The organism is Arcicella gelida, assembly GCF_034931025.1.
GTDB classification, from domain to species: Bacteria; Bacteroidota; Bacteroidia; order Cytophagales; family Spirosomataceae; genus Arcicella; species Arcicella gelida.
This window is the reverse complement of the sequence record NZ_JAYGIL010000008.1, coordinates 120,209-143,321: the sequence shown is the minus strand read 5'-3', so window position 1 is coordinate 143,321 and position 23,113 is coordinate 120,209. Positions and strand designations below refer to the sequence as shown.

General features: G+C 35.5%; 22 protein-coding genes. 6 read left to right on the top strand and 16 right to left on the bottom strand.

The features are described 5' to 3' along the window. The first annotated feature begins 6 nt into the window (after positions 1-6). Positions 7-1,032 (top strand): DUF418 domain-containing protein, encoded by a 1,026-nt coding sequence (locus VB776_RS08555; protein ID WP_323328026.1) that lies wholly within the window; start codon positions 7-9, stop codon positions 1,030-1,032. Here VB776_RS08555 and VB776_RS08550 read toward each other — a convergent pair. From VB776_RS08550 to VB776_RS08540, 3 genes are read right to left on the bottom strand one after another with little or no spacing between them, the layout of a single operon-like run. Then, entirely contained in the window at positions 1,029-3,437 is a 2,409-nt protein-coding gene (locus VB776_RS08550) for a type IV secretory system conjugative DNA transfer family protein (RefSeq protein ID WP_323328025.1), read from the bottom strand. The genes VB776_RS08555 and VB776_RS08550 overlap by 4 nt on opposite strands. Positions 3,438-3,497: 60 nt before the next feature. Continuing rightward, the gene (locus tag VB776_RS08545; RefSeq protein ID WP_323328023.1) at positions 3,498-4,529 is read right to left on the bottom strand and encodes a relaxase/mobilization nuclease domain-containing protein; all 1,032 of its coding nucleotides are present in this window, start codon (positions 4,527-4,529) and stop codon (positions 3,498-3,500) included. Next, the gene (locus tag VB776_RS08540; protein ID WP_323328021.1) at positions 4,510-4,872 is read right to left on the bottom strand and encodes a plasmid mobilization protein; all 363 of its coding nucleotides are present in this window, start codon (positions 4,870-4,872) and stop codon (positions 4,510-4,512) included. The genes VB776_RS08545 and VB776_RS08540 overlap by 20 nt, the downstream gene beginning before the upstream one ends. Before the next feature lie 347 nt (positions 4,873-5,219). On the opposite strand from VB776_RS08540, the gene VB776_RS08535 reads away from it, so the two are divergent. Genes VB776_RS08535 through VB776_RS08525 form a run of 3 tightly spaced genes read left to right on the top strand, consistent with a single transcriptional unit; the run spans position 5,220 to position 6,768 of the window. Further along, positions 5,220-5,591, top strand: a complete 372-nt coding sequence (locus tag VB776_RS08535; protein ID WP_323328019.1) for a hypothetical protein — start codon at positions 5,220-5,222, stop codon at positions 5,589-5,591. A gap of 30 nt (positions 5,592-5,621) precedes the next feature. Then, on the top strand, positions 5,622-6,353 hold the full coding sequence (locus VB776_RS08530; protein ID WP_323328017.1) for a P-loop NTPase family protein: 732 nt from the start codon (positions 5,622-5,624) through the stop codon (positions 6,351-6,353). After that, positions 6,331-6,768, top strand: a complete 438-nt coding sequence (locus VB776_RS08525) for a hypothetical protein (protein WP_323328015.1) — start codon at positions 6,331-6,333, stop codon at positions 6,766-6,768. Before VB776_RS08530 ends, VB776_RS08525 begins: the two co-directional genes overlap by 23 nt. 62 nt (positions 6,769-6,830) lie before the next feature. On the opposite strand, the gene VB776_RS08520 is transcribed toward VB776_RS08525, so the two are convergent. Continuing rightward, complete coding sequence (locus VB776_RS08520) at positions 6,831-7,718, bottom strand: hypothetical protein (protein WP_323328012.1); 888 nt, start codon at positions 7,716-7,718, stop codon at positions 6,831-6,833. A 7-nt stretch (positions 7,719-7,725) separates the two neighbouring features. Continuing rightward, a complete protein-coding gene (locus VB776_RS08515) occupies positions 7,726-8,685 on the bottom strand; it encodes a ParA family protein (RefSeq protein WP_323328010.1) in 960 nt (319 codons plus the stop codon). A gap of 948 nt (positions 8,686-9,633) precedes the next feature. On the opposite strand from VB776_RS08515, the gene VB776_RS08510 reads away from it, so the two are divergent. Further along, positions 9,634-11,010, top strand: coding sequence for a replication initiation protein (locus VB776_RS08510; RefSeq protein ID WP_323328008.1), 1,377 nt, complete (start codon positions 9,634-9,636; stop codon positions 11,008-11,010). A gap of 1,113 nt (positions 11,011-12,123) precedes the next feature. Next, entirely contained in the window at positions 12,124-12,249 is a 126-nt protein-coding gene (locus VB776_RS08505; protein WP_323328006.1) for a hypothetical protein, read from the top strand. Between the two features lie 93 nt (positions 12,250-12,342). Here VB776_RS08505 and VB776_RS08500 read toward each other — a convergent pair whose 3' ends face one another. The 11 genes from VB776_RS08500 to VB776_RS08450 all read right to left on the bottom strand — a co-directional run bounded on the left by VB776_RS08500 (position 12,343) and on the right by VB776_RS08450 (position 23,110). Beyond that, positions 12,343-13,272, bottom strand: coding sequence for a helix-turn-helix domain-containing protein (locus tag VB776_RS08500; protein WP_323328004.1), 930 nt, complete (start codon positions 13,270-13,272; stop codon positions 12,343-12,345). Positions 13,273-13,276: 4 nt separating this feature from the next. Beyond that, positions 13,277-14,821, bottom strand: coding sequence for a GMC oxidoreductase (locus tag VB776_RS08495; RefSeq protein ID WP_323328002.1), 1,545 nt, complete (start codon positions 14,819-14,821; stop codon positions 13,277-13,279). A gap of 15 nt (positions 14,822-14,836) precedes the next feature. Then, on the bottom strand, positions 14,837-16,378 hold the full coding sequence (locus VB776_RS08490) for a carboxylesterase/lipase family protein (RefSeq protein ID WP_323328000.1): 1,542 nt from the start codon (positions 16,376-16,378) through the stop codon (positions 14,837-14,839). Between the two features lie 14 nt (positions 16,379-16,392). Next, the gene (locus tag VB776_RS08485; RefSeq protein ID WP_323327998.1) at positions 16,393-17,259 is read right to left on the bottom strand and encodes a TIM barrel protein; all 867 of its coding nucleotides are present in this window, start codon (positions 17,257-17,259) and stop codon (positions 16,393-16,395) included. 4 nt (positions 17,260-17,263) lie between these two features. Further along, complete coding sequence (locus tag VB776_RS08480) at positions 17,264-18,142, bottom strand: hydroxypyruvate isomerase family protein (RefSeq protein WP_323327996.1); 879 nt, start codon at positions 18,140-18,142, stop codon at positions 17,264-17,266. A 2-nt stretch (positions 18,143-18,144) separates the two neighbouring features. Then, positions 18,145-19,125 carry a sugar phosphate isomerase/epimerase family protein gene (locus VB776_RS08475; protein ID WP_323327994.1) on the bottom strand — a complete coding sequence of 327 codons (981 nt, stop codon included), beginning with the start codon at positions 19,123-19,125 and terminating at the stop codon, positions 18,145-18,147. Between the two features lie 25 nt (positions 19,126-19,150). Next, complete coding sequence (locus VB776_RS08470; protein ID WP_323327992.1) at positions 19,151-19,546, bottom strand: C-glycoside deglycosidase beta subunit domain-containing protein; 396 nt, start codon at positions 19,544-19,546, stop codon at positions 19,151-19,153. A gap of 84 nt (positions 19,547-19,630) precedes the next feature. Then, the gene (locus tag VB776_RS08465) at positions 19,631-20,617 is read right to left on the bottom strand and encodes a sugar phosphate isomerase/epimerase family protein (protein WP_323327990.1); all 987 of its coding nucleotides are present in this window, start codon (positions 20,615-20,617) and stop codon (positions 19,631-19,633) included. 17 nt (positions 20,618-20,634) lie between these two features. Next, the gene (locus VB776_RS08460; RefSeq protein ID WP_323327988.1) at positions 20,635-21,618 is read right to left on the bottom strand and encodes a sugar phosphate isomerase/epimerase family protein; all 984 of its coding nucleotides are present in this window, start codon (positions 21,616-21,618) and stop codon (positions 20,635-20,637) included. 72 nt (positions 21,619-21,690) lie between these two features. After that, positions 21,691-22,062 (bottom strand): C-glycoside deglycosidase beta subunit domain-containing protein, encoded by a 372-nt coding sequence (locus tag VB776_RS08455; RefSeq protein ID WP_323327986.1) that lies wholly within the window; start codon positions 22,060-22,062, stop codon positions 21,691-21,693. Positions 22,063-22,126: 64 nt separating this feature from the next. Continuing rightward, the gene (locus tag VB776_RS08450) at positions 22,127-23,110 is read right to left on the bottom strand and encodes a sugar phosphate isomerase/epimerase family protein (protein ID WP_323327984.1); all 984 of its coding nucleotides are present in this window, start codon (positions 23,108-23,110) and stop codon (positions 22,127-22,129) included. Positions 23,111-23,113: the final 3 nt, after the last annotated feature.

Genomic DNA, 23,113 nt, shown 5'->3' with positions numbered 1-23,113 from the left:
ATTTACATGGATACAAGAAATAATCGCAGTAGTGTCATTGATGCGCTTCGTGGCTATTTTATTTTGTGGATTGGCTTGTATAATACTTTTGCCGTTTTTAATGCAATACAGCCTAATCTTATTCTTTCTTCTATTCTTTTGTTTATTAACGATAAAGGTTGGTTCTGTTTAAGTGCCATCTTTGGCTATGGATTTGGTCAATTGATTAAGCATGCCCAAGACAAACCTTCTGCTTTTCCAAAAAGAATGCTATTGCTTTTTTTAATGGGAATTGTTAATAATCTTTTCTTCTATGGAGATATATTAAAAGAGTATGCCATTATTGGTTTAATACTATTTTATACCCGTCCTATTTTAGCAAAAAAACCAGTTACTTCCCTCCTATTTGTTTGTTCACTGACATGTTTGGCACTTTATTATATCCCGTTTGATATGAAAGAAGCAGGAAATCCAAAAGAATATTTCCATGGTTTAAATATCTTTCTCGCTAATCTCAAATACTGTATTAGTCTAAACCTTCATTCTTTATATTTCACTATTTGTTATCACTTAGAAATGCTTTTAATGGCTTTAATTGGCTTTTTTATCTCCTTCTTTCATTTAGAAGAATTCATCGTTATAAAAAGGTTTACACTCTTGTGGATTTCTTTATCAATGATGTTTGTAGTGTTAACCACTCTCTTTTTGATACTTGAAAATGGGAATCCACTGCTTAAAATATGCTTCTTTATTTATATCCTTTCATTGTCCATTAGCTTTGTCATTGGCTTTTTTCTACTCATTAAAAAGTACAATTATTTGTCTATTTTCTTTATCCCTTTTGGTAGAAGAAGCCTTACTATTTATTTACTTCAAAATATCATCATTACGACCATTTGGCTATGGGATGATAGCAATTTACAAAACCATTTTAATGAGTTCTTCCTCTCCTACTGTGCTATTCAATTAGTGTTGTTATTCATTAGCAAATTCTTTGTAGTTGATAAAATTGGTATCCTTGAAATGCTTTGGAGGAAGTGGAGTCAATCTTAAAAATCATCGCCATCATAACTTTCATAATCATCCATCGGTCTTTGAACAGAAGCACTGCTATACACTTGGAAAAACTCTCTGTAATGCGTTTGTAAGTTTTGGGCTTCTTCTGCATAATAATCATCATACAATTTCTTAGGAGCTGCCACAATCTTTCCATCCACTAAACTGTCCTGACTTTCAGTTTCTGACAAGGCAATTTTATTGGCAATATTGTTCTGAAAGATGGTATTCATGATTTCTAATTTGTCCATAAATACTTCCCCCTGTGGACTTAATCCTTCTTTGGTAAGGTATTTGTTCACTTTCATGATATAATTCAACATTCCTTCGGCTAGTACTTCTAAATTAATATCTTGACTTTCTTCCTTTTGAAATTGAAAGCGTATCAGCTCTAAATATTGCAAGAGGACTAAATCCTTTTTGATTGCTTCATAGTTTTCTCTCACCAGAATTTTTACTCGCATTTCTCTGTCTGATTCCGTTTCGCCTTTCATTAAACGAAAAGCAGGATTCAAGTCAGGAATTTCTTTGATGGGCATTTTTGTAGTGGGTGATGCTTCATGTGCTAAAGCATCTATTTTCCCATGAAAGCGTTTGTATTTGAGCGGTGCAACAAAATCATCTGAGATGGTTCCAACCATCTCTCCTTGCGATAAATTGGCAATCGTAGAAATGGTTACAGCCTCGTTAAGCTGGGTTGATACACTATATGAAATTCCTTGTGCTGAAATACTTTCTGAAACCTGTTCTTGATTAATTTTCCCAATACATTCTGAAATCGTCTTAGCTAATTCTCCTCGAATTTGTCCTGTCAAAATAGAACCAACCATATTAATAATCATATTTGCCTTTTCTTGTCCATATCTCAATACAAATTGTGACGTGTCTTGAATCCCTAAAATACAGGCTACTTTATTGGAACGTGCCGTGGCTATTAGATTACTAACCGAATTAAAAGGTAAAGTGGGTAATTCGTCTAAAATAACTGCTAATGGTAATTGGTTCTTTTTGTTGATGGTTTTGGTGAGCTTTCCATTGAGTAAAGAAAGTAATATCCCATAGGTATCTTCTCTATCTGGGTCGTTCCCAATTACTAAAATAGAGGGATTTTTAGGATTAGAAATATTAATATCAAAATCTGCTCCTGTAAAGGCCCAGTAGATCCCTGGATCACTTAATTGTCCCATCGGTATCACTAATGAATCTACTTGCCCTTGTAATTGCTCAAAAACGCCTTTTTCAAAAGCGTTATTAAAAGTGGATGCAAGGTTTCTGACATAAGGGTCGGACATTAAAAGTGGAAAGAGTATTTCATAGGGTTTTTGTAATAATTCTACCACATGGGGAAGGCTACAAAATTCCTTTCCATATTGATTAGACTTTCTTTTTAAAAAGTATATACAAGCCGTCAATAAGTTTTCTGCTGATTGGTCAAAGAATTTACTACCTCCATCTCCCCCACCTTCAGTACCTTTTAAGCCTTGCATGATAAACTTGGCACTTTCTGAGGCATCAACCACCTCTAAAATTAAATTGGATCCGATGGGATTGATTCTATTGGATTTAAGTGGATTTTTAAGGTCTATTTGATAATACTTTGGAAAAAGCTTTCCTGTCTTTTTCTCCCAATGTGCTATACTTCCATATTCTTGTTTGAGTAGCTCTTTATAATGCCAGAGTCCATTGAAAACTTCTAGTGCTAGGGTAGGTATTTTAAAATCATAGACATACAAACAATAGCCTTTATGAATCAATTGATGGATGGCTAAATTGATTGTACCGAAAGATTTTCCTGAACCAGGAGAACCTGCTACTAAGATTGCTCGAAAGGGATTAACAAAATTTAACCACCCTTTATGCCATCTCTGTTTGTAGTAAAAATGATATGGAATATTAATACTATGTTCTGTCTCTACTTTTTCTACCATCTGAGGAAATGTCTCCTTTTCAACATTGAATTCCTCTGATTTATTGAGCTGAACCAGTTGTAATAGCAAGGCTATATTACTCATATAGCAATAATATCCAAGCCCCAACCCTATTATGTATACGTAAAATCCCCACTGGTTATACGGTAATATATAAAACAAGAAAGCACTCATTAGAATAAGTAAACAACCAAAGCTAGTATTCCTGACTACTTTAGATTTATCAAGTTCTTTATCTTTTCCTATTGGTGTAGTAATGGCATATACTAACAGCATAAAAACGGCTAAGGTGTTCATTAATACTGAAGAATTTACCATCAAAAGCCGTTCATGTAATGATAAATAAACATGATCTAACCATGAAATATCTAAGCTTTTACGCATCAGAGGATAGTAAAAGAAAAAGAGGTGTACAGGAATAAGTGTAATACTAATCACTTTGATAAACTCTGCATTTTTGGTTTGTTCATTCATAGGGAAGTTATCAAAATATTATTAAAGCTTTATAGAGCTAAATACCTTACTTTCAAAACTCTAACGTTTTTTTCTCCTCTTGTAGTACATTTTTTCTTCTTTATCACTTTTACCGTAGGCTTTTCTATTATTAAACTCTTGATTTTCTTCTACATGTTGGGGGATATTCTGTAGTAATTCATTATTAAGATTTAGGTCAATAATACTATTATCTTGCTTTTGAAGCCCTTCTGATTTCTGTTCAATCTTTTCTTTTTTGAAGGTGTAGGCTGGTTTTTGTTTGATTTTTCTTTTTTGAGAAGAATACTCATTAGCTTTTTTATTATCTCTTGCTTCTTTGCTCATTTGACGGTTCTTGAAGAAGACAGCCTCTAAATCTCGCTTCTTAAAGGTCTTATTTCCAACATTCAATTTGTCTCTCTTCAATGAAAATGGAATATTTTGAGCTTCACAAATCTTTTCAAAGTGCTTTATATTTCTGATTTTTTTGAGAATAGGTTCTTTGGCTAAATCTATAATATCTTGATGTTTACTTCTTATCTCTAAAACGCCCTTACTATCTGCCATTTGCTCTTGCCTGTCGGTTAAACCTAAATCATATTTTATAGCAAGGGCGATAGCTCTCTCAGCTGTCTTTGTTTTTTCTTTCCAATCTGGATATAGTGTATTATCATTCTGGCATCTATTAAAGACGATATGAATATGATAATTATTTGTATCAGCATGAGAAACGGCGACATATTGAGTTCTATCTATATCAGCATCTTTGACATATTGTTCGCAAAGTTTTTTTATCTGGTCTTTCCCTAATTTTTTAATATCTTCTTCCGTAAAAGATAAAATATGTTCTCCTATATATTTCGTGCTATGGTCACCATAGTTGCGATGTAGTTTTGCTTGGCTGATTAAATCTGAGATGAGCCTATTTCGCCCAACTTTATCTTCTACTCCAAAAGGAACTCTCACATTTTCAGAATGACTCACGATTTCAGGACGTTTATTAGCACTTCCTCTATCTTTTAATCTTCCTTCAAACAAGTAATTTATTAAGCCTTCAAATGATTTTCCCTTTTCACTCACTACTCCCACCATGATTGTACTTATCTAAGATTTTATCAATATTTCCTAGCTGTAGATTTACTTGCTTTATCATTTTCTCTATGCCATGAATATGACTAAGCTTCAAGAGTTGATTCAGATTATTGGCAATACCTATCAATTGTTTTTTGGCTTTTTGTTCTTCTTCCGTAAACAAATTTAGAACTTTCCCTTTAAGCGTCATGGAACGAATATAAGCCGACCTTGATATTTTTAAGCCTTTTGATTTTTGTTTTATCTCTTCAAATTCTGTCTGTGTGAACCTCGCTGGAATAACACATTGCAAGGCAGCTTCTAATCTAGGTCGTCCTGATTGTTTAGGTTTCTTTGATTCCATAGGTTTTTGATTTTTTAGGTTGATGTGTATTTCCTGTAAAATTATTCCTTCCTCAAAAAGTGCTTGCACGCCAGTTTATGTATACATAATCTCCATCTTGCTTCACTACAAATGTAGCGAAAAATATTTTAATATACACTAAACTAACATTTTTATCTCATTTCCTAAATTTTATATTATTTTTATACTAATTTTATATAAATATTATCATATCAAGCATTCTTACACTAATCTTATACTAATCTGATATTAATCTTATACTAATTTGACAAAAGTACTTTTTTAAGCCTCTTATCCCTTTTCCCTTCAAATTTATTAGAGAAATTATTAAACTGAACCTAATTTTTATGCTCACAATCGAAGAAATTAAACAGCGAAAAGCAGCAGGAAAACGAAAATGGGGGAAATCGTTACTCCTATTTATCAAGCCTTTATTTGATGAAAATATAGCTATGGATACTATCGTAAAATTCCTCTTGGAAACATATAATTTCGTAATCTCTGAAGATGGACTTTACCAAATTAAATTCAGGTATTACAATGCTGAAAAGAATGCTAAGAAAATGATAAATCCAAAATTGGTTATCAAAAACAACAGCAAGAGTATTCATTCCAATATTGAACAAAATCAAGAATCTGAGACCGCTGAAAAGATATTTTCTCAAATGAAGCAAGTCAACCAAAAAACAAATGAATTTAACTTTGGAAACGATTTTTAATAAAACAAAAAACTTTATTACATCTTTATCATGAAACAAATTAATCTAATACTACAAGCTAAAGGAGGCGTTGGCAAATCACTTTTTACTTGGTTTGTAGCCCAGGCTGAAAAAGATAAAAAAACTTCATTTATTGATTTAGATGAATCGACCAAAACAACTGCTAATCGGCTTGAGTCGGTTGTTGGAAAGAATAGAATTCGCCATGTCGATATTTTGAACGATTCCAAAAGGTTAGAACGAGAGAAAATTATTACACTTTTTGAGTCTTTGTCTAAAGTACAATCCCCTACTATTTTTATTGATTTTGGAGCGGCTGAATCTGAAGAATTTAAAAAATTATTGGAGTTTGATATTCCTGCTTATATTCTCAAAGAGGAACTCTCACAAATGGGAATAGACCTTAGATTTTATATCGTTTTGGCTGGTAGAGATGCTTTTGTCGCTTGTTATTCATATTATGAAAAGTTAAAATCACTTGTTGAACCTCACTTTCCAATGATTGTACTTATTAACGAAGGGACTTTTGGAGATGCTGAAACAATAGTTTTAGTCAAGCAAAATTTTATAGATACTAATGCTATTTTCAGTGGTTTTGGTAATCTGGGTAATGCTGAATCTGGCAGGGATGTGATTAAAATTTTAACCGAAGGAAAAGGAGAGGACTCTCTCAATCTAATGGGTAAAATAACTTTTAGAAAGGTATTGGAACAGGTAAAACTAATTATTATTGAACATCATGGTGAATCTAAAAGAAACTAGGCATCAACTTGCCCATAAATACGACATTGCTGCTGAGGATTTAGACCCTTCTATCATTCCTATTTTGATGGCAATTGATAATATGGCAAATCGTCTTGAAAAGTCTGTTAATGGTTTTCAACATCAATCAAAACAGATAGAATCTTTGATGAAGCAACAAGCCCCCGCTATTTATTGTGATCATCCTAAAACTGCTTTAATCCTTGGAATCGGTAGATATGGTAGTATAGCCTTGGCTATTTCTATTTTTTTATCCGTATTTTGGATGGGTTTGGTAATGCTGAAATCTAATGAAAAACAATATGCACATTACAAGCATATTGCTAAAGTCATTAAATTTGATGAACGGTCAGGTAATTATTTTATTCGAAAAGAGGATTATAGGAAAGTAGAGAAAGGGATTGTGATTAAATAACTAATGTATTCCTTGGACTTTTTTCCAAGTGGACATTATGTCCACTTGGAAAAATATTTCAATTAAACTTCTGAAAGTACCTTCCCTAATTCTTCTACTTTCGCTTTTAGAGATTGATAATCATCTAAACTATTTGTTTCATACAGTTTTTCTAACATATTTTGAATCGTTAGAATTGTTTCTCTATTAATCTTTTTTTCGACTGACACATTCGTTTCTTGTTTATCATTCTTAGATAATATTTTATCTAAATCCTCAATAGAATCAATCGAATTAGTAACCAAAACTTTCGTTAATTGTTGAACAGATTTTTTAGAAACTTTTTGTTTCCCAGCAAGAATTTCTTTTTTAAAAGATGGGCTAAGTTTTTCTAATCCAATTGCGAACTCACCATCTCTACGAATGGTTTTTTCATCAACATTAAACTGTTTGGCAATTTTTTCGGATGTTTTTACTTCAACGACATCTTTGTTAAAATTTTCAGCTTTGCTTGTGATTTTTTCATTATTATATCTTAAACCTCGATAATATGCCATTTGGATTTGACTCAAATTCCTTCTACCCATCTGAAGGTCTAACATATAGTTTTTGGCATCTTGCAAGCTTGTAAAGAACATCAACATAACATTGAAAGGAATGTTGTGCTTCGTACAAATCTTATAGCGATTATGTCCGTCCACCAAGATAAATTGTTCAGTGTCAGTAATAGATTCAGGATTTATTACTTTTTCAGTAGTTTGCCAAATAATCAAAGAATCCTTACACCCATTCTCAATAATATTTTTTTCTAAGCCTTGTAATTCTTCATCTTGTAATGGCTCAATAAGGTTTTTTAGCTCATCTAAGATGACAATTTTTTGCTTTATTGTTTCATTAGAAATTAATCCTGACGTTACAGTTTGCGTCACGTTGGATTTCATCTGTGTTTTAAAATCTATCTTTTTTGCCATCCTCTGATTACTTTTTATTGTTCAAATTGTTAAGAAGCTCAACAGCTAATTGATCATAAGACTTAGCTGCTGCCGAATTCTTATCAAAATCAAATATAAGCGATTTGATTGCTTGTGCTTTTTTGATTTCTATCCCTTTTTTGATTTCTGTTTCAAAAATATTTACACTACTGTAAGTCTCACGAACAGCTTCTTTTAAACCTGCATGAACCGTATTTTTTTCAACAATTGTAAATAATATTCCTTCAATTCTTAATCCTGGATTAGACAAAATTTGTGTCTCTAAAATCACTCCAAATAAAGAATTTAAGCCATTTACAGCATTCATCTCTGGCTGCATAGCCACAATACAAGAATTGGAAGCATTAAGGGCATTTAATGTTAACACAGACAAGGAGGGAGGGCAGTCAATTAAAATAAAATCATACTCGTCTAAGAATGGGACTAAAGCTCGTTGCAAACGTTGTTGATTAGCAGGTGCCGAAAGTAAGGATAATTCAGCCTTTTGCAATTCTAAATCAGAAGGAGCAATGTGTAAGTTTTCTGTAATATGTTTAATGTGCAGCGTTTCGTTAAAATTAATCAACGAGTTAAACACTTGTCCATCTGCCGTGTTCACATTAAAGATCTGGCTCAGATTACCCTGAGAATCTAAATCAACTAAGAGGACTTTCAACCCTCTGTTCGATAATGCTTCTCCTAAATAGGCTGTTGTTGTTGTTTTACCAACACCTCCTTTATTATTAGCAATTGCTATCGTTGTAGCTTTTAAATTGAACGTTTCACTATAACCATACTTCATCAGTATTGGTAATAATTTTAATCGTTGCTTGTCAGATAATTCTCTTTTGAGATTTATAATTTGAGTGAGAGACCTTGTTGGCATACTCGCTTCTTTCTCAATACCCGTTATTGTGAGGGCTGGATTCCTGTTCAAGAATCTTATAAGTAATTCGGTTGTCAGCATTTTTCTAAGATAAGTACCACAAATATAATAATTGTATTTATATAAAATAATAAATTACAAATTTTATATTTAAAAACAATGTACTATAAAATAGCTATTTTCAATAATTTTTGAATCATGTTCAGTTATTAGTCATTACAAAGATGAGCTAAAATGTATGTTAGAATTTATTAAAAATAAAAAATGGAAAACAATAACAATGTTGTTTTATTTTTAATATTTTATTTTAAATACTTTCAGGCTTTGTAAGTTGTTGATTTACAGTTTTTTGTAAGGCTATCTATCGCAAATAATTCGGGAACTATCACAAATAATTCGGAAAAATGGCTTTGTCTATCACAAATAATTCGGAGAAGTATCGCATAAAATTCGGAGAACTATCACAAATAATTCGGATGAATTAGACTCAAGGTAACGATAGTGTGTAAATGACAATGATTTTTATCTATCACAAATAATTCGGAGAAGTATCACATAAAATTCGGAGGAATATTAAAGCCAGTATTGATGGTTTTCTTTAATATTTTCCTTAATAAATCATATTCAATAGATATTTTAAAGGTGTAAAGCCTACTTATTTTACAGAACTCCTTTTTATTCCTTTTACGCTTGGAGAGGGAGTCTCATTTGCTTACTTTTTGTATACAACTATCACAAATAATTCGGAGGTTTAATGGTATTTTAAGTTAAATACACTTGTCTATTAAGTATTCATAGACTCTTCAAGAGAATGATTTAAATGATTATGGAAAATAAGAAAAAATATGTTTTGATTAAAATGTGAAGGTTAGAGAAGTACATGACTATTTGTATACAACTATCACAAATAATTCGGAACAATGGAAATTGTTTACGGAATAATATATCACATCTATTTTTTAATGTGATACATTTATTGGTTTTTATAGATTATTCACATATTTTTACGAGTATATACCTTTTTAATAAATGGCAACTAAAAAGCAAAAAACTCCATTAACCACTGATTCGGATATTAAGTTAATCCGAAAAGCTAATGAATTAGTGGAAGCTAGATACAAGTTTGATATTTGGGAAACAAGAGTTTTTGCTTACATGCTTACACTTATCAAACACAATGATACAGACTTTAATGAATATACCATTAATACTGGTGATATTGTTAGGGAATTTAACTTACATGATTCTGGTCTGGTATATGATAGTATCAAAAAAGCTGCTGATAAATTACTTGATAAAAAGGTAGAAATACTTCGTACGACTGCTGAAGGTAAACGAGAATATTTCAAGACACACTTGGTGGCATCAACAGCTAATCCTGAAGAAGGAGCGAAGGAGAATTATATTAAGCTCAGTTTTCATCCAGCACTCAAACAATTTTTATTAGAATTAAAAGCCAGATACTTAGTCTATGATATTAGAAATATTTTAAGTCTTACGAGTATTTACTCTGTCAGGCTATTTGAACTTTTAAAGCAATATCAAAAAATTGGGAAGCGAAAGTTCATGCTTGATGAACTCAAAGAATTATTGTCAATAGAATCACATGAATATCAGCTATATGGGCATTTTAAAGGACTAATTAAGCGAGCTGAAAAAGACTTAGCCAAATATACCGATATATACTTTCAGTTTGAAGAAGAGATTCAAAAGAGAAAAGTAGTAGCTGTTACTTTTTATATTTTTGAGAATACCAAAAATCAACGTTTAAAAGTAGAATCAGTTGCTTCTTCAAAAGTGACAGAAAAAAGTAGTGAATCAACTTCTGACAATGATGAAGTTGAGAAATTATTTCAGAAAGTAGAAAAATATGTTACGAAACAACAAGTGAAGAAATGGGTAGGAGAGGTGCCAACCGAACAAATTGAAAAGGCAATTACCTATACTATTCACGCTTTAGAATCAGGCAAAAAAATAGATAATATTGGGGGCTTTCTCAATACAATGGTTTATACGCCCAATCTTTTTGATAAATATGAAGCAAAAAAAGAGAAAGTTAAAAAAGTCACTAAAAAAGCTACTGACCAAAAAAGCGAAATATCGTTTTTGAAAGAAAAAATAAGTATTCTTCAACAAGAATATGAAAAAGCTCTTTCTGAGCTTGACAAGCGGTATTTATTAGAAAATCCTGAACTTTATCAAGAGATAATTAATAAAATCCAGGCAAATAGTTTTTACGATTATAAACAAACTTTAGAAAGTAATTTAGAACGAGATAGCATCAAAGGACTACGAACAGCAATACTTTTAGAAATGTTTCCTGATTATCAGAGTATTATGAATCGATTTAATAAAGAAATAACTATTCTTTATGAGAGATTAAGTAAACTGAATGGAAATCATTAAAAGATTAACTATCCCTTTTTCTAAGTTATCTGATTTTAAGAAGATGTGTAGAAATTATATTTGGTCAATTTTAATTTTTGTTCAGTATTATTTGACAATTGGTTAGTAATATCTATGCTTCAGCAAAATTTGTTGTTTTTGTCGAGTGCGACCCCAGCATAGTCTTTGCGTGTCTTCGGAAGAAGACAAACTATGCAAAAGTCCTTTTAATTCCATTGCGGCATTTCCTCATCTACATTTGACTGGAATGAAACCTTTGTCCGATGGTGGTCTTGATGCAAATTCAATTTCTAATCCCAATATATTATCATAAATCCAATCGTAAAATACTTTTTTATAAGCATCATCTACGAGTATTTTTGCATTCTATACAAGTAACACTAAACAGTGTTCTCCCGCAGCGGCGGCTGCCAGCAAATGAGTTTTTGTTCCATCGTCAATATCAGTAGCATGGACAATAACGCCCATACTAATCCAAGCGTATCAACAATAATATGTTTCCTTTCAGCCCGCTAAAAACCTGGACACAATTGTAAGGGAAATTCCTAACTTGTGTACATATGAGCAAACATCGCAAAAGTTGGAACCAGACAGAGAAATCAAGAGTGGTTCAACATTATCACGAAACAAACAACTAATTCATCTAATTCAACAGTTGTTTGCTTAGCTGAATATAATCGTCTGGAAAATAAATCTTTGAAAGAATTGGTTGCAGAGAAAGTTCTTGAACTTCGAGTCAAGGATGCCCTTTTAAAAAAAACGGTATATCCCAACAAGAGCGACTAATGATTGCCCAACAATTCATTGAGCAAGGTTTTCCCAAGCAAAAAAAGTCATAGCTTACTACGCAATCCATACAAAGTTCAAAGAAAAACAGACGGAACTGGGTCAAAGAGTTGCTCCCAAATGTCGAAGTCCCTTTTACCTATTTAGAATTTGATATAAAATTCTTGTGGGTGGCTGGAAAAAATAAAAATGTACTTATAATAACTGTTATTGATGTTTTTACTCGTTGGAATATCAGTCATTTAGTCGAATATTCTATTAAATATCAAGATGTTATCAACCTTTTTGAAGGTATTTTTCAACACTTAACTATTCCTGAAAAGTTTTATGTTAGGTGTGATAATGGTAGCAGCGGGCGGCGAACCGCTTTATTGCCGAATTGCTCCAAAAATACTTCGTCAACAAAAAGGTTATCCAAGAGTTTACAAAACCTGCTACACCCCATCAAAATAGCCATATCGAATCTTATCAACGCTAACTATCTCAACCGATGCTAATCAATAATGAATGGTTATTAAAAGTTTATAACCATTCATTATTGACTAATTACATCAATTTAGTAAGTCTATACTCGCTGGGCGTCATACCTGTTTGGGCTTTAAAAAAACGACCAAAATCACTAATTTCATTTCTTCCGATTTTGTAGGCAATTTCAGAAATGTTCAAATCTGATTGTTTTAATAAAAACTTTGCCTCAAGTAAAAGCATTTCTTTCAGTAAGTCGTGAGCCGATTTACCTAAAGTACTCTTTACACATTTATTTAAATGATTGGGTGAGATTGCCATCATTTCAGCGTAGTCGGTAGTTTTTTGCTTTTCATAAATGTACTGAGCCAAATACTTTTTATACTGCTCTGTAATCAAATAAGCTGAATTAGAAAGGTTGGGTTTTGAATAATTTATAAATGCTTTTAATTCTGTAAATACTGCTATCAAGTATATTCTAAGAATATCAAACCTACAATCATCACCAGCTTTATATTCTGTAATAAGTCTTTCGAGTAAAGGAATAATCCGTTCTTTTGCCTCATCGTTAATCATAACAATAGGATTGGCATTAAACTCTAAAAAGGTAAAATCATTGATTAAATCTTTGGTTTTATAGTCAACATTCAATAATTCCATATCAAAATGACAATAATATCCTTCGCTACCAAAGCATATTTCTTGATGCGTTGTAATCTGATAAGCGGGGAGAAAAAAGAAGGTATTTTCTCCAAAATCATAGCTATCTAAGCCTTTACTTCTGATACTTCGTCCTTTGGTTAAGAAGAAAAAGCTAAAAACAGATATGCGTCTGGGTACTACGTCTGATTGCGTAGGAAAGTTCACGATTTTCATATACTCTTCAATACGATTAATATGAAAATTGGAGTGGACTTTGGTTGTGAAAGCAACATAAGTTTTCAACTCCTTGTGCAAATTGGAAATCAGTTGGTTTGCATCAATTATTGGAACAGTACTGCTTTCTTTCATGAATTTATGCTTTTATTTGTTTAACTACTTGTTTAGAAGACCTAACAGCCAAAGCAACACTGGTGAGTGTTGGATTAGAAGCTGTTGCCACTGGAATTACGCCATTACCTCCGATAAACAAATTATCAAATCCCCATACTTGAGAATAAGTATCACAAACGGAGCTTCCATCGTTGGCAACGCCCATTCTGGTAGAGCCTTCGTAATGTAAAGAAGTACCTGGAGGCATCAAGGTTTGTCCGCCGTCTTTGATTTCTTTTCCAAACGAATGTACTACTTTTTGCTGAAATGCTTTAGCTGCTTCAATGGCTTCTAAATCTTTTTCAGTGTATTGAAATTTGAAATTCATTTTGGGCATTCCAAAGTAATCTTTCTCCGTTTCAGAAAAGACGATACAATCTTCAAAATTGGCTTCTTTCAAAGGACCCCAGCCTAATCCTACAATATGTTTAGATTCATCGGTGACGGTAGTTTTCATCGGAGATAAATCCATGTGCATAATTTGACCGTGGAAAGGATGGTTGGGTGCATCAAAAGGTGTCCAAAATACGCCTACTGTTGGGTCAGGTGATTTTCGACTATGGGTTTTCGATGTTGGATTGGGAGAATGATTTTGTACCAAATCTTTGTCTAATTCAACAAACGTAAATACAAATGGATGCTCGTTGAGGTAATGTCCCAATGCTTGCGGTCTGATACCCGAAGCCCACAACAATTGTGGCGTGCGCAGGGCATCGGCTGCCACAATGACAATATCGGCTTCTATAAGTTCTTTTTGTTGTGTAGGTAAATGTTCTATTTCGGCACTTGTAATCTTACCATTTTGGTAGTTCAGTTTTCTACAAATCGTTTCAGAACGAAGTTCAAAATTAGGGTGATTGAGGGTATTACCTAAAATCAAGTCTGAGGCTGTCCAATAACGGTTATATTCGCTATCTACTTTGCAAGCCAGTGGCATGGGTTGAGCCTGACGTTTGGGCGAATGTTTATCTCCCAAAGTCTGGTTGAGAATATGCAAAATGGTTTCTCCTTCTTCCGAAATCGGAAAAGCCTCTTGGGTTACGTGCAAAATTTTTTCTGCTTCCGTGAGTGCTTCATCCATTTCGTTTGCTGGAATAAAAGGAATTTGTTCGCCTTTGCCCGGTCTTGGACAAGCACAAGTCCAATGAATACCCATCCCACCAATATTGGTTGACATAGAAAGAGAAGGCATTTCGTTTGTCTTGATTTCTTCGGGTTGGTCTAGCACCAAATGCGTTCCTGCACGAGCCAAAATATCAGCCGTTAATTCACCACGTTGAACGGCCAATGCTCGTTCAGCTACTGAAATCATCGGATAAGGTGTTTTTTTAGGCCCTTGCGAAAGGATTTGAGCCGTCTCCATTTGTTGAGGGTCAGTAATATTTTTGACGTGTTGCCCGATAGTGTCAGAAACTTTCGGCCCAACTTCAACCATTAGAATGTTGGCGTTAGGTCTTTGTTCTGCAATCATGCGTGCATAAGTAGCACCAACTGGGCCAGAACCTATTATTAGAATGTCGGTTTTCATAAGTAAATTAAATTTTTAATACTTCAATATTGAATAAAGCACATCCAACGCACTGGCATTTGGTAGGGTAACAGCTGAAGGTTTTTCATTAAACATCATTATCATTTTCTTTTGGCTTTCGTAAGGTTGCCATTCGGGTAAAGATACTCCATTCGGATTGCCATTTTTTACGAAATTAACCCAATACGACGACATCGACTTTGCCAATTGGTGGTCTTGTTGTTCCCAATCTCGATTAAAAAACTTCAAATTATCGAATGCAAAAGGTACTTCTGCTGTGTGGAAAGCCCCGTAAAGTGCATCGCCTTTAGGTTTTATGTCTTGAGCAAAACGATAAACATACACTTTACGACCATTTTGTGAATGGAGATTAGCCCATGTAAAGTTCTGTAAGCCAAAAATTACATCACTTTCTAATTTTGCCTTCTTCACGGCTATGTCTTGTTCGTTGGCTGGTGCGTAAGCCGCCAATACTTTACTGCTGTTTTCTTTGAATTGTTTTTCAACTGATTCTTCATATTCTTTCAAGGTCGATGGTTGTACTTTTTTACCACCTTCATCCTCATTCCAACCTGTGAGCAAGACGATTGGATTGTCTTTTTTCTTGGTTACAATGGCAGGAATAGGCTCTGGCAACACATAGCGGTCAATCACAGGAGCAAAAAAACGTTTGACATTTTGTACTATCACCTCTGAAGGTAAAGCTCTCAATTCTTTGATAGATGAAACACCACATTTTTTCAAAAAATTAGCTCCTTCTTGTTCTTCTTGTTGCATACTGGGTGTTTTTACGAGCGGATTGCCACTGGTAAAGCAAGCACCACTTTCGGCAATAGCTTTTTGAAAAAGCCCTTTTGCCAATGGCGAGCTTACCAAACAATTGACACTCATAGACCCAGCCGACTGCCCAGCGATGGTAATATTATTAGGGTCGCCACCAAAGTTTTGAATATTTTCTTTCACCCAACGCAAGGCGGCAATTTGGTCTAAAAGCCCATAATTTCCAGAGGTTTTTGTGGGTGATTCGGCTGAAAGTTCTGAGTGAGCCAAAAATCCAAAGGCATTTACACGGTAGTTGATGCTTACTAAAACGATTCCCTTTTGAGCGAGGGCTTCACCATCTTGAATCGGTACTGCACTGCCACCTCCCATAAAAGCACCTCCATGAATCCAAACCAAAACACCTTTCTTGGCTGTTTTGCTGGTTGAATTAGTCCAAACATTTAAGTAAAGACAATCTTCGCTAATGGGTTCAACGGGTGGTAGAAATTCTACGGTATAACCTCTGAAAGGGGCAGGTTTATCTTGCATAGCGTTTGGACCATACGCACGGCAAATCTTTTTTCCTTTCCACGATGCTAAACGCATCGGAGCTTTCCAACGGTTTTCGCCAATCGGGGGAGCTGCGTAAGGAATACCTTTGAAAGTATGGACATTACTTGACGAAATATATCCTTCTACCAAACCATAGTTCGTTTTGACAAGGCTATATTTTTCTTGTGCAATCACTATAAAACAATTACAGACCGCACAGATTAAAATTAAAACACTTTTCATAGTAATCATTTGATTTACAAAGAATTGTCAATATTTTGATATGCCTCTAATAAAAGTTTTTCGCCTTCAACTCCTGCCACATAATTGTAATGTTCCATGCCAAAAATGAAGTTTTTATCTGTAGCTTTAGCCTTTTGATAAATGTGTTTGAATACATCAAGATGATTGATTTCGCCTGTCCCCGGTTCAAAACGTTGGGGTACATCACCAATCTGAAAATAGCCTATTTCGTCCCAAACCAAATCAATATTGCGTTTAAGGTTTCCTTCGTTTTGTTGTAAATGGAACAAATCAAATAGAATTTTACAGGCTGGGCTATTCACGGCTTTTGCCAATAAATAGCATTGTGCCGAAGTTTTGAGGTAAACTTGTGGCGGAAAGCTGAGTGGTTCTAAAACCATTATCATGCCATGAGGCTCGAAAATATCGGCTGCTCTACGAAGAGCATTTACCACATTTGCCGTTTGGATTTCATAAGGTAATGTCGGGTCTGCGGCATCTGGTACAACGGTGACATATTTGCCGTTGAGGCGTTTGCCTACTTCTACCGCTTGACGGCATTTGTCTAAAAAGATATTTCTAAACTCTTCTTTTCCCGATGTAAACGCTGCGTTGGGTGGCCAATTGACAGGACCCATCACAAACGTCCCCATTTCCATGTTTAAGTCAGAAAGCGTTTTGCCAATTTTATCTAAGTACTCAGGTGTTTGTCCGAGCATACCTATGCCCATCAAATTGGGCATGGGTACGCCCGAAAAAGCGTTGTCTTCAAAAGCGGTAAAGCCTAAGTCTGCCGAGTATTTTATTTGGTCGATAAGCTCGCTTCCTGCCGAAGCGAAAGAGCCAAAATGAGGGGCATATTTGAGTTTGAAAGTAGTCATCGGTCTAAAAATTATCTGCTTGTTTGTAAGCTTCTAATAGGGCTTTTTCACCTTCAATGCCATCAATAGCATTAAAATGTTCCATTCCCAAAATGAAATCTTTTTGACTGGCTTTCGACTTTTGGTAAATGTGTTTGAAGATATTTTTGTAATTGATTTCACCCGTACCCGGCTCGCATCTACCGGGTTCGTCGCCAATTTGGAAATAACCGATTTCGTCCCAAACCATGTCGATATGATAAATAAGCCTTCCTTCATTTTTTTGCAAATGATACATATCAAACAAAATTTTACAGGCATCTCTGTTCACGGCTTTGCACAACATATACGCCTGTGCCGAGGTTCTGAGGAAAAGCTCGTGGTGGTCGGCAAGGGTTTCTATCGCCATTGTTACGCCGATAGGTTCAAAAATATCACTTGCTTTTCTGAGGGCATCAATGGCATGAGCCGTTTGCATTTCGATAGGCAAAGAGCGGTCGAAGCAATCGAGCGTAATGGTTACAAATTTGGCATTGAGGCGTTTGGCAACTTCTACACCGCTTTTACATTTAGTAAGAAATTCCTCTAAATATTCAGGTTTGCCCGAAGTGACCAATTCGATGGGTGGCCATTTGGTGGGTGTCAGTACAAACGTACCCATTTCCATGCCTCTTTTGGCTAAAGTTTCGCCAATTTTAGTGAGCATTTCAGGTGTTTGACTGCACATACCAATCCCCATGCGAGTAGAATTAAACTGCACCAACGGCGACACAAAGCCGCTATCTTCGAGGGCTTTAAAGCCCAAATCAGCCATGTAATTGATTTGATCGATTGGGTCTTTTCCTGCCGAATGCGTAAACGAACCAATATGGGGGGCGTATTTTAGCTTAAATTGATTTGCCATAACTATAATGTTTGTAATATCTTCTTCCACAATTTATGCTGTTTTTCTACTTGGTCGAAAGCGTCGAATTCGTCTGTAAATGCCGAACCTTCGTATTCTGAAGAAATGTAGCCTTGGTAGCCTCCTTTTTGAAATACCTCAAAAATTTTAGGGTAATCAATCGAAGGCTCATCGCCGTTTTCGTCGAAACCATAGAATTTACCATGCACATGCACGACATAAGGCATGATTTCTTGCCAATTTTCGACAGGCTGACGGCCATTCATACTAAATGCCATGTTCAAACGCCCGATTTGTGGCGGTGTAGCTCCCATCGGAACTAATGTTTTAGCCAACTCGCCAAACTTGGCCGGGGTTGGAATATCTCTATGCCAAATCTCTTTGGTAATGGCAATCATCTCGTCCGTTACACCTACCGATTTGAAACTTGTAAGCAAGGCATCTGGAATCGCACGCATACAAGTACCCATGTCTGGAACAAAACCTAAAACATGGGTTTGAGCTTTATCAAACATTTCAACCATTTTAATCACCGAAGGATGGTCAACGCTGTAAGGCGTATGCAGCTCTATGCCCATGATTACATTGGCTTTTTCGGCAAAAGGTATAAGCTTTTGATAGACTTCGGCAGGGGCGGTAGTTTGACACCGTAAAATGGGAAAACCTAACGTTTGGGCTGCCAAAATCTGAGGTTTGATGTATTCTACTGTTTCATCAATACTCATCATGGCGTGTCTTTTTACTCCCACATCTATGTTAGCATCCAATGCTACGGGGTCAAATTCGTACTTATCAAGTAGGTGCTTTACCTCTTTGACGGTTTCGTTTGAAACGTAAGGGAAGCCTCTAAGGCTCTGAAAACCAATTATTTCTAAGCCAGTACCCAAATCTCTTTTTCGAGTTTCGGCGATGACATCTTCTAAAGTATATTGTCCTGAATTCCATTCATAAGCGTAGGAAAAAAGGGAAGTAGCTAATTTCATTTTGGATTTTTGGTTTTGGAATAAATTATTGACATACCAAATTCTTCTTTACCAAACTACTCGCCAATAAAGGCGTAGCTTGTGGCCCTACCAGTATGTAAGGAATGTGTAAGTCGTACTTAAATTCTACATCATAGGTATTGCCTTTTTCTAAAGGGAGGTTTACTTCTATCGCTCCTCTATCCAGAATATACAACCATTCTTTGTCTAATTCAGGAAGCTGGTCATAGCTATATTCATTGCCATTTGCCTTGATGCTCAATTGGCTTTTTTCGATTTCTTTGCCATTCAGCTTGAGGCTAAAATCCATACATGAAAGCGGTAACGCTCGATACCAATGTGATTGAAACTTTAGCTGAAAGCCTTTTTCTGTAGCTTCCAAAGCATCTTCTTTTAAAATATATTTATCTAAAGGACCCATTTTTCAGTGATGAGTTAGGAGTGATGAATGATGAGCATTCTTTTGCTCTCCATTTCATTATCACTCGTAGTTAGCATTTTTTACTTATGAATAAATTGTATTCAACTGACTATCAATATAATATCTTGATAGTGCCATTGAGGCGAGCAAATCGGGCGTACCGTCTGTTTCGATAGTAATCCAACCCTTGAACTGGTATTTTTTGAGTAAATGATACAAACCTTTGAAATCAAGTACGCCTTCGCCTGGCTCCCAAAACCAGCGTGTACCATCGTCCACAATTTCAATATCTCGACTATATCTAATTTCGTCGGGTAAACGAGGCGTTGCCGTATCTTTCAAATGAAAAGTACAAATACGGTCGTGGTACGTTTCATAAAATTCTAAAATATCTTCACCTATCAAAGCCACCTGTGCCGTGTCGAGGCAGTAATGTACATAGCGTGGGTCGGTGAGTTCGAGGTATTCACGATGGTTTTCTTTATTGATTGCCAAGAAAAATTCGTTGTGAATGCCAATTTGAACACCTTTGTCGGTAGCATATTTGCCTACTTCGGTAATGATTTCGGCAGAGGCTTTGACTTGCTCACGGCTTAAAGGCCCTAATCCATAATAGTTGTTAATCGGAGCTGAATTTAATTGCGTTCCGCCAAATGCTACCAGTAAATCTATGGCTTGTTTGCTTTCTTCAAAAGTTTGTTTGTGATGCGTTCGGTCGTATGGTTTGTCTATCAAATGAAACATGCCACTTACTTCTATCCCCCGTTCGGCAGCAAATTCTTTAAAGGCTTTTGGTGAACCAAAAAGCGGTAACATTTCAGGAAAATCCCATGGAGCTAACTCGATGCCAGTGAATCCCAAGGCTTTTTGATAACGCAAGATTCTATCCCAATCGGTGTAATAAGCCGAGTTGGTTTTGTCTTCATAGTAAAATTCACGGAAGTTATCAATTTGCCTATATGGAATATTCTTCCAGTGATTCATGTGAGAATATTTGATATTTGGGATTGCTGATTTCGGATTTCGGATTTGTTTGAAACCGCTATCTATTTGTTGATTTTGTAAGTCCATATTCACGATTTTTTCAATTATTTTTTGATTCCAAAATCCCCAATGTCGAAGGCGACCCCCGCCAAATCCGAAATCGTTTTTCTGCTTCTTAGCAAAGCTCGCATGGGTTCACGGGTTTGACGGTTGCTTACAATCGTCCAGCCATCGTAGTTGATATTTTGAAGCGTTTGGTAAAACTCCTTCAAATTGACATTTCCCCAACCTACATCTTTAAAAACCTGTGTCGCTTTATGCTGTGGATATTCGGGTAAAGGTGTTTTCCATGTCTCGTTATCATCCACAAATGCCGTGTCGGTCAGAAACACACTACCAACTTTAGCTCCTAAATTTTTCAAAACTTCTGAAGGTTCTTGATTTGCAATGCTGAGGTTGGCGGCATCTACATGCAGCAAAATGGAATCATCCAACTGTGCTAAAATAGCCTGAAAGTCATGGTTGCGAAACATACTCCAATACTCATTTCTAAGCGAAAGTTTGATGCCACATTCTTGAGCCACTTTAGCAAATCCATTGATTAACTGAATGGTACGATTGACAAATACACTTTCCCAATCTGGGTTCTTACCATGATAATGGGCTATCAAACCGAATGGAGGCGTTGGCGTAACATTGATATAGTCGCAACCTAACTCTGCCGCATAACGAATAGCCTCACCTCCGAAGTAACCCGATGCACCAAAATAAAAGTCAAGATTTTCATTTCGCATAAAAATGCTTGGGTTAAAATGAATCCCAGCCACTTTTTCGATGCCTTGCGTTTGCAAATGAGTCACAAACTTGGCTACCTTTTCAAATTTTACTTCTACACAATACTTGGTAAAAGGCACACCCGAACCTCCCCTAAATATCCAAAATGGGTCGAAGGGAATCTCTACGGCTGTAAAACCTGCCGCTACAATCATTGGGTAAAGTTCGTCCCAATAATACTTGCTCTCATATCTGTTACGATTAGGCTCTTGGTGATGAACATTCACCATATCGAGGCTTATTCCTATTTTCATTTTCTTTGTGTATAGAGGATTTGAGAAGGTGAAGTGGAGAAATTCAAATTTTCAAATCATCAAATTTTCAAATCAAAAATTCACTTTTTTCTCGGCTACTCTGATACTCGGAAAAGGCATATAGCCAATGCGAAGGTTGATTTTTAGTCCTATGGAATGTTCTCCTGCTGGCAAATCGCCTGCATTATCAATAGAGAGTGTGGCTACTTCGCCCATTTCCCAACGGTCGTCCAATTCGTTCTCTCGTTGCTCAAGGTTATAGGTATTGCCGTGAACCGTGATGGAGACATCGCTTTGTGGTAAAGTTTCACCATCCAAAGAAACTTCAATTTCTTCTACCATCGAAAGCGAAACACCTCTGTAATAAGGTAATCTTGCTCCTATTTCAAAGCCTTTTTCGGTCTTCTTAACCCGTTCAGGCACAATCATATATTTTTCGTACATCTCTTTAAATTATGAATGTTGAATGATGAATGATGAATGTTTTCCATCAATTCATCATTTATAATTAATCATTTATCATTCTACTAAGCATCACCTGATGACGGCGAACTTGCTCCACACTATCTACTTCATAAATATCTTGTATATGGCGATTACCTTCGTATTCGGTAGCGATGTAGCCATTGTAGCCATGTTTTTGTAGTACTGGTACCACTTCATTGTATGGAATACTATATTCGGTGCAATCTTCCAACATTTCTAAACATTTGCCATGAATGTGTACGATTCTGTCGATGTGTGGCACTAAACTCAACGGATTGACGAATGTATTATGTCTCGACATTTCCGCTACGGCCATATCTATACGTTTGTTGCTCATTTTTGAAACTTCATAAATCGTGTATTCAGCCATTATACCTTTTTCGTGTTGCTCGCAAACGTATTTTGCAATTTCTGGGTCAGCACCGTTGCGAATCATTCGCTCAATTTGCACACGAGGCAAACGCCGAGTAAAACCGCCCATATCTGGAATAAATCCAAAATGTTTTGTACCCGTTCTTTCCATTACTTCCCAATGACGTTCCATCCACGCACTATTGATATTCCAGGGTGCGTGAACTTCAATACCCAAAATAATATCGTGTTCTTCGGCAAAAGGCAATACTTTTTCAATGATTTGTGGCGTAGTATTCACAATCACACGAATGATTTTGAACCCCAAAGCTTTGGCAAAAAGTATGTCTTTTTTGAAAGACTCAACCGCTTCTTCGTCTGACCAGTAATGACCTTTTTTCTTGTTATAATCTAAAAACATATCGTGGGCAACAGGCGTAACTTTGTACTTATCCATCCAACCAAACCATTGGTCAATAAATGCTTCTGATGGAATTTTCGGACAACCCTGTACACTCTGTTCACCTACCATTTCGATACCTGTTGCACCTGTAGCCGCAGCCGCAGCGATGCAATCTTCAAGACTCATTTTTCTTAGAAAAAACTCTTCTTGATAGCTGTAAAGACTTACAGCACGTTTAATTTGATTTGTCATTTA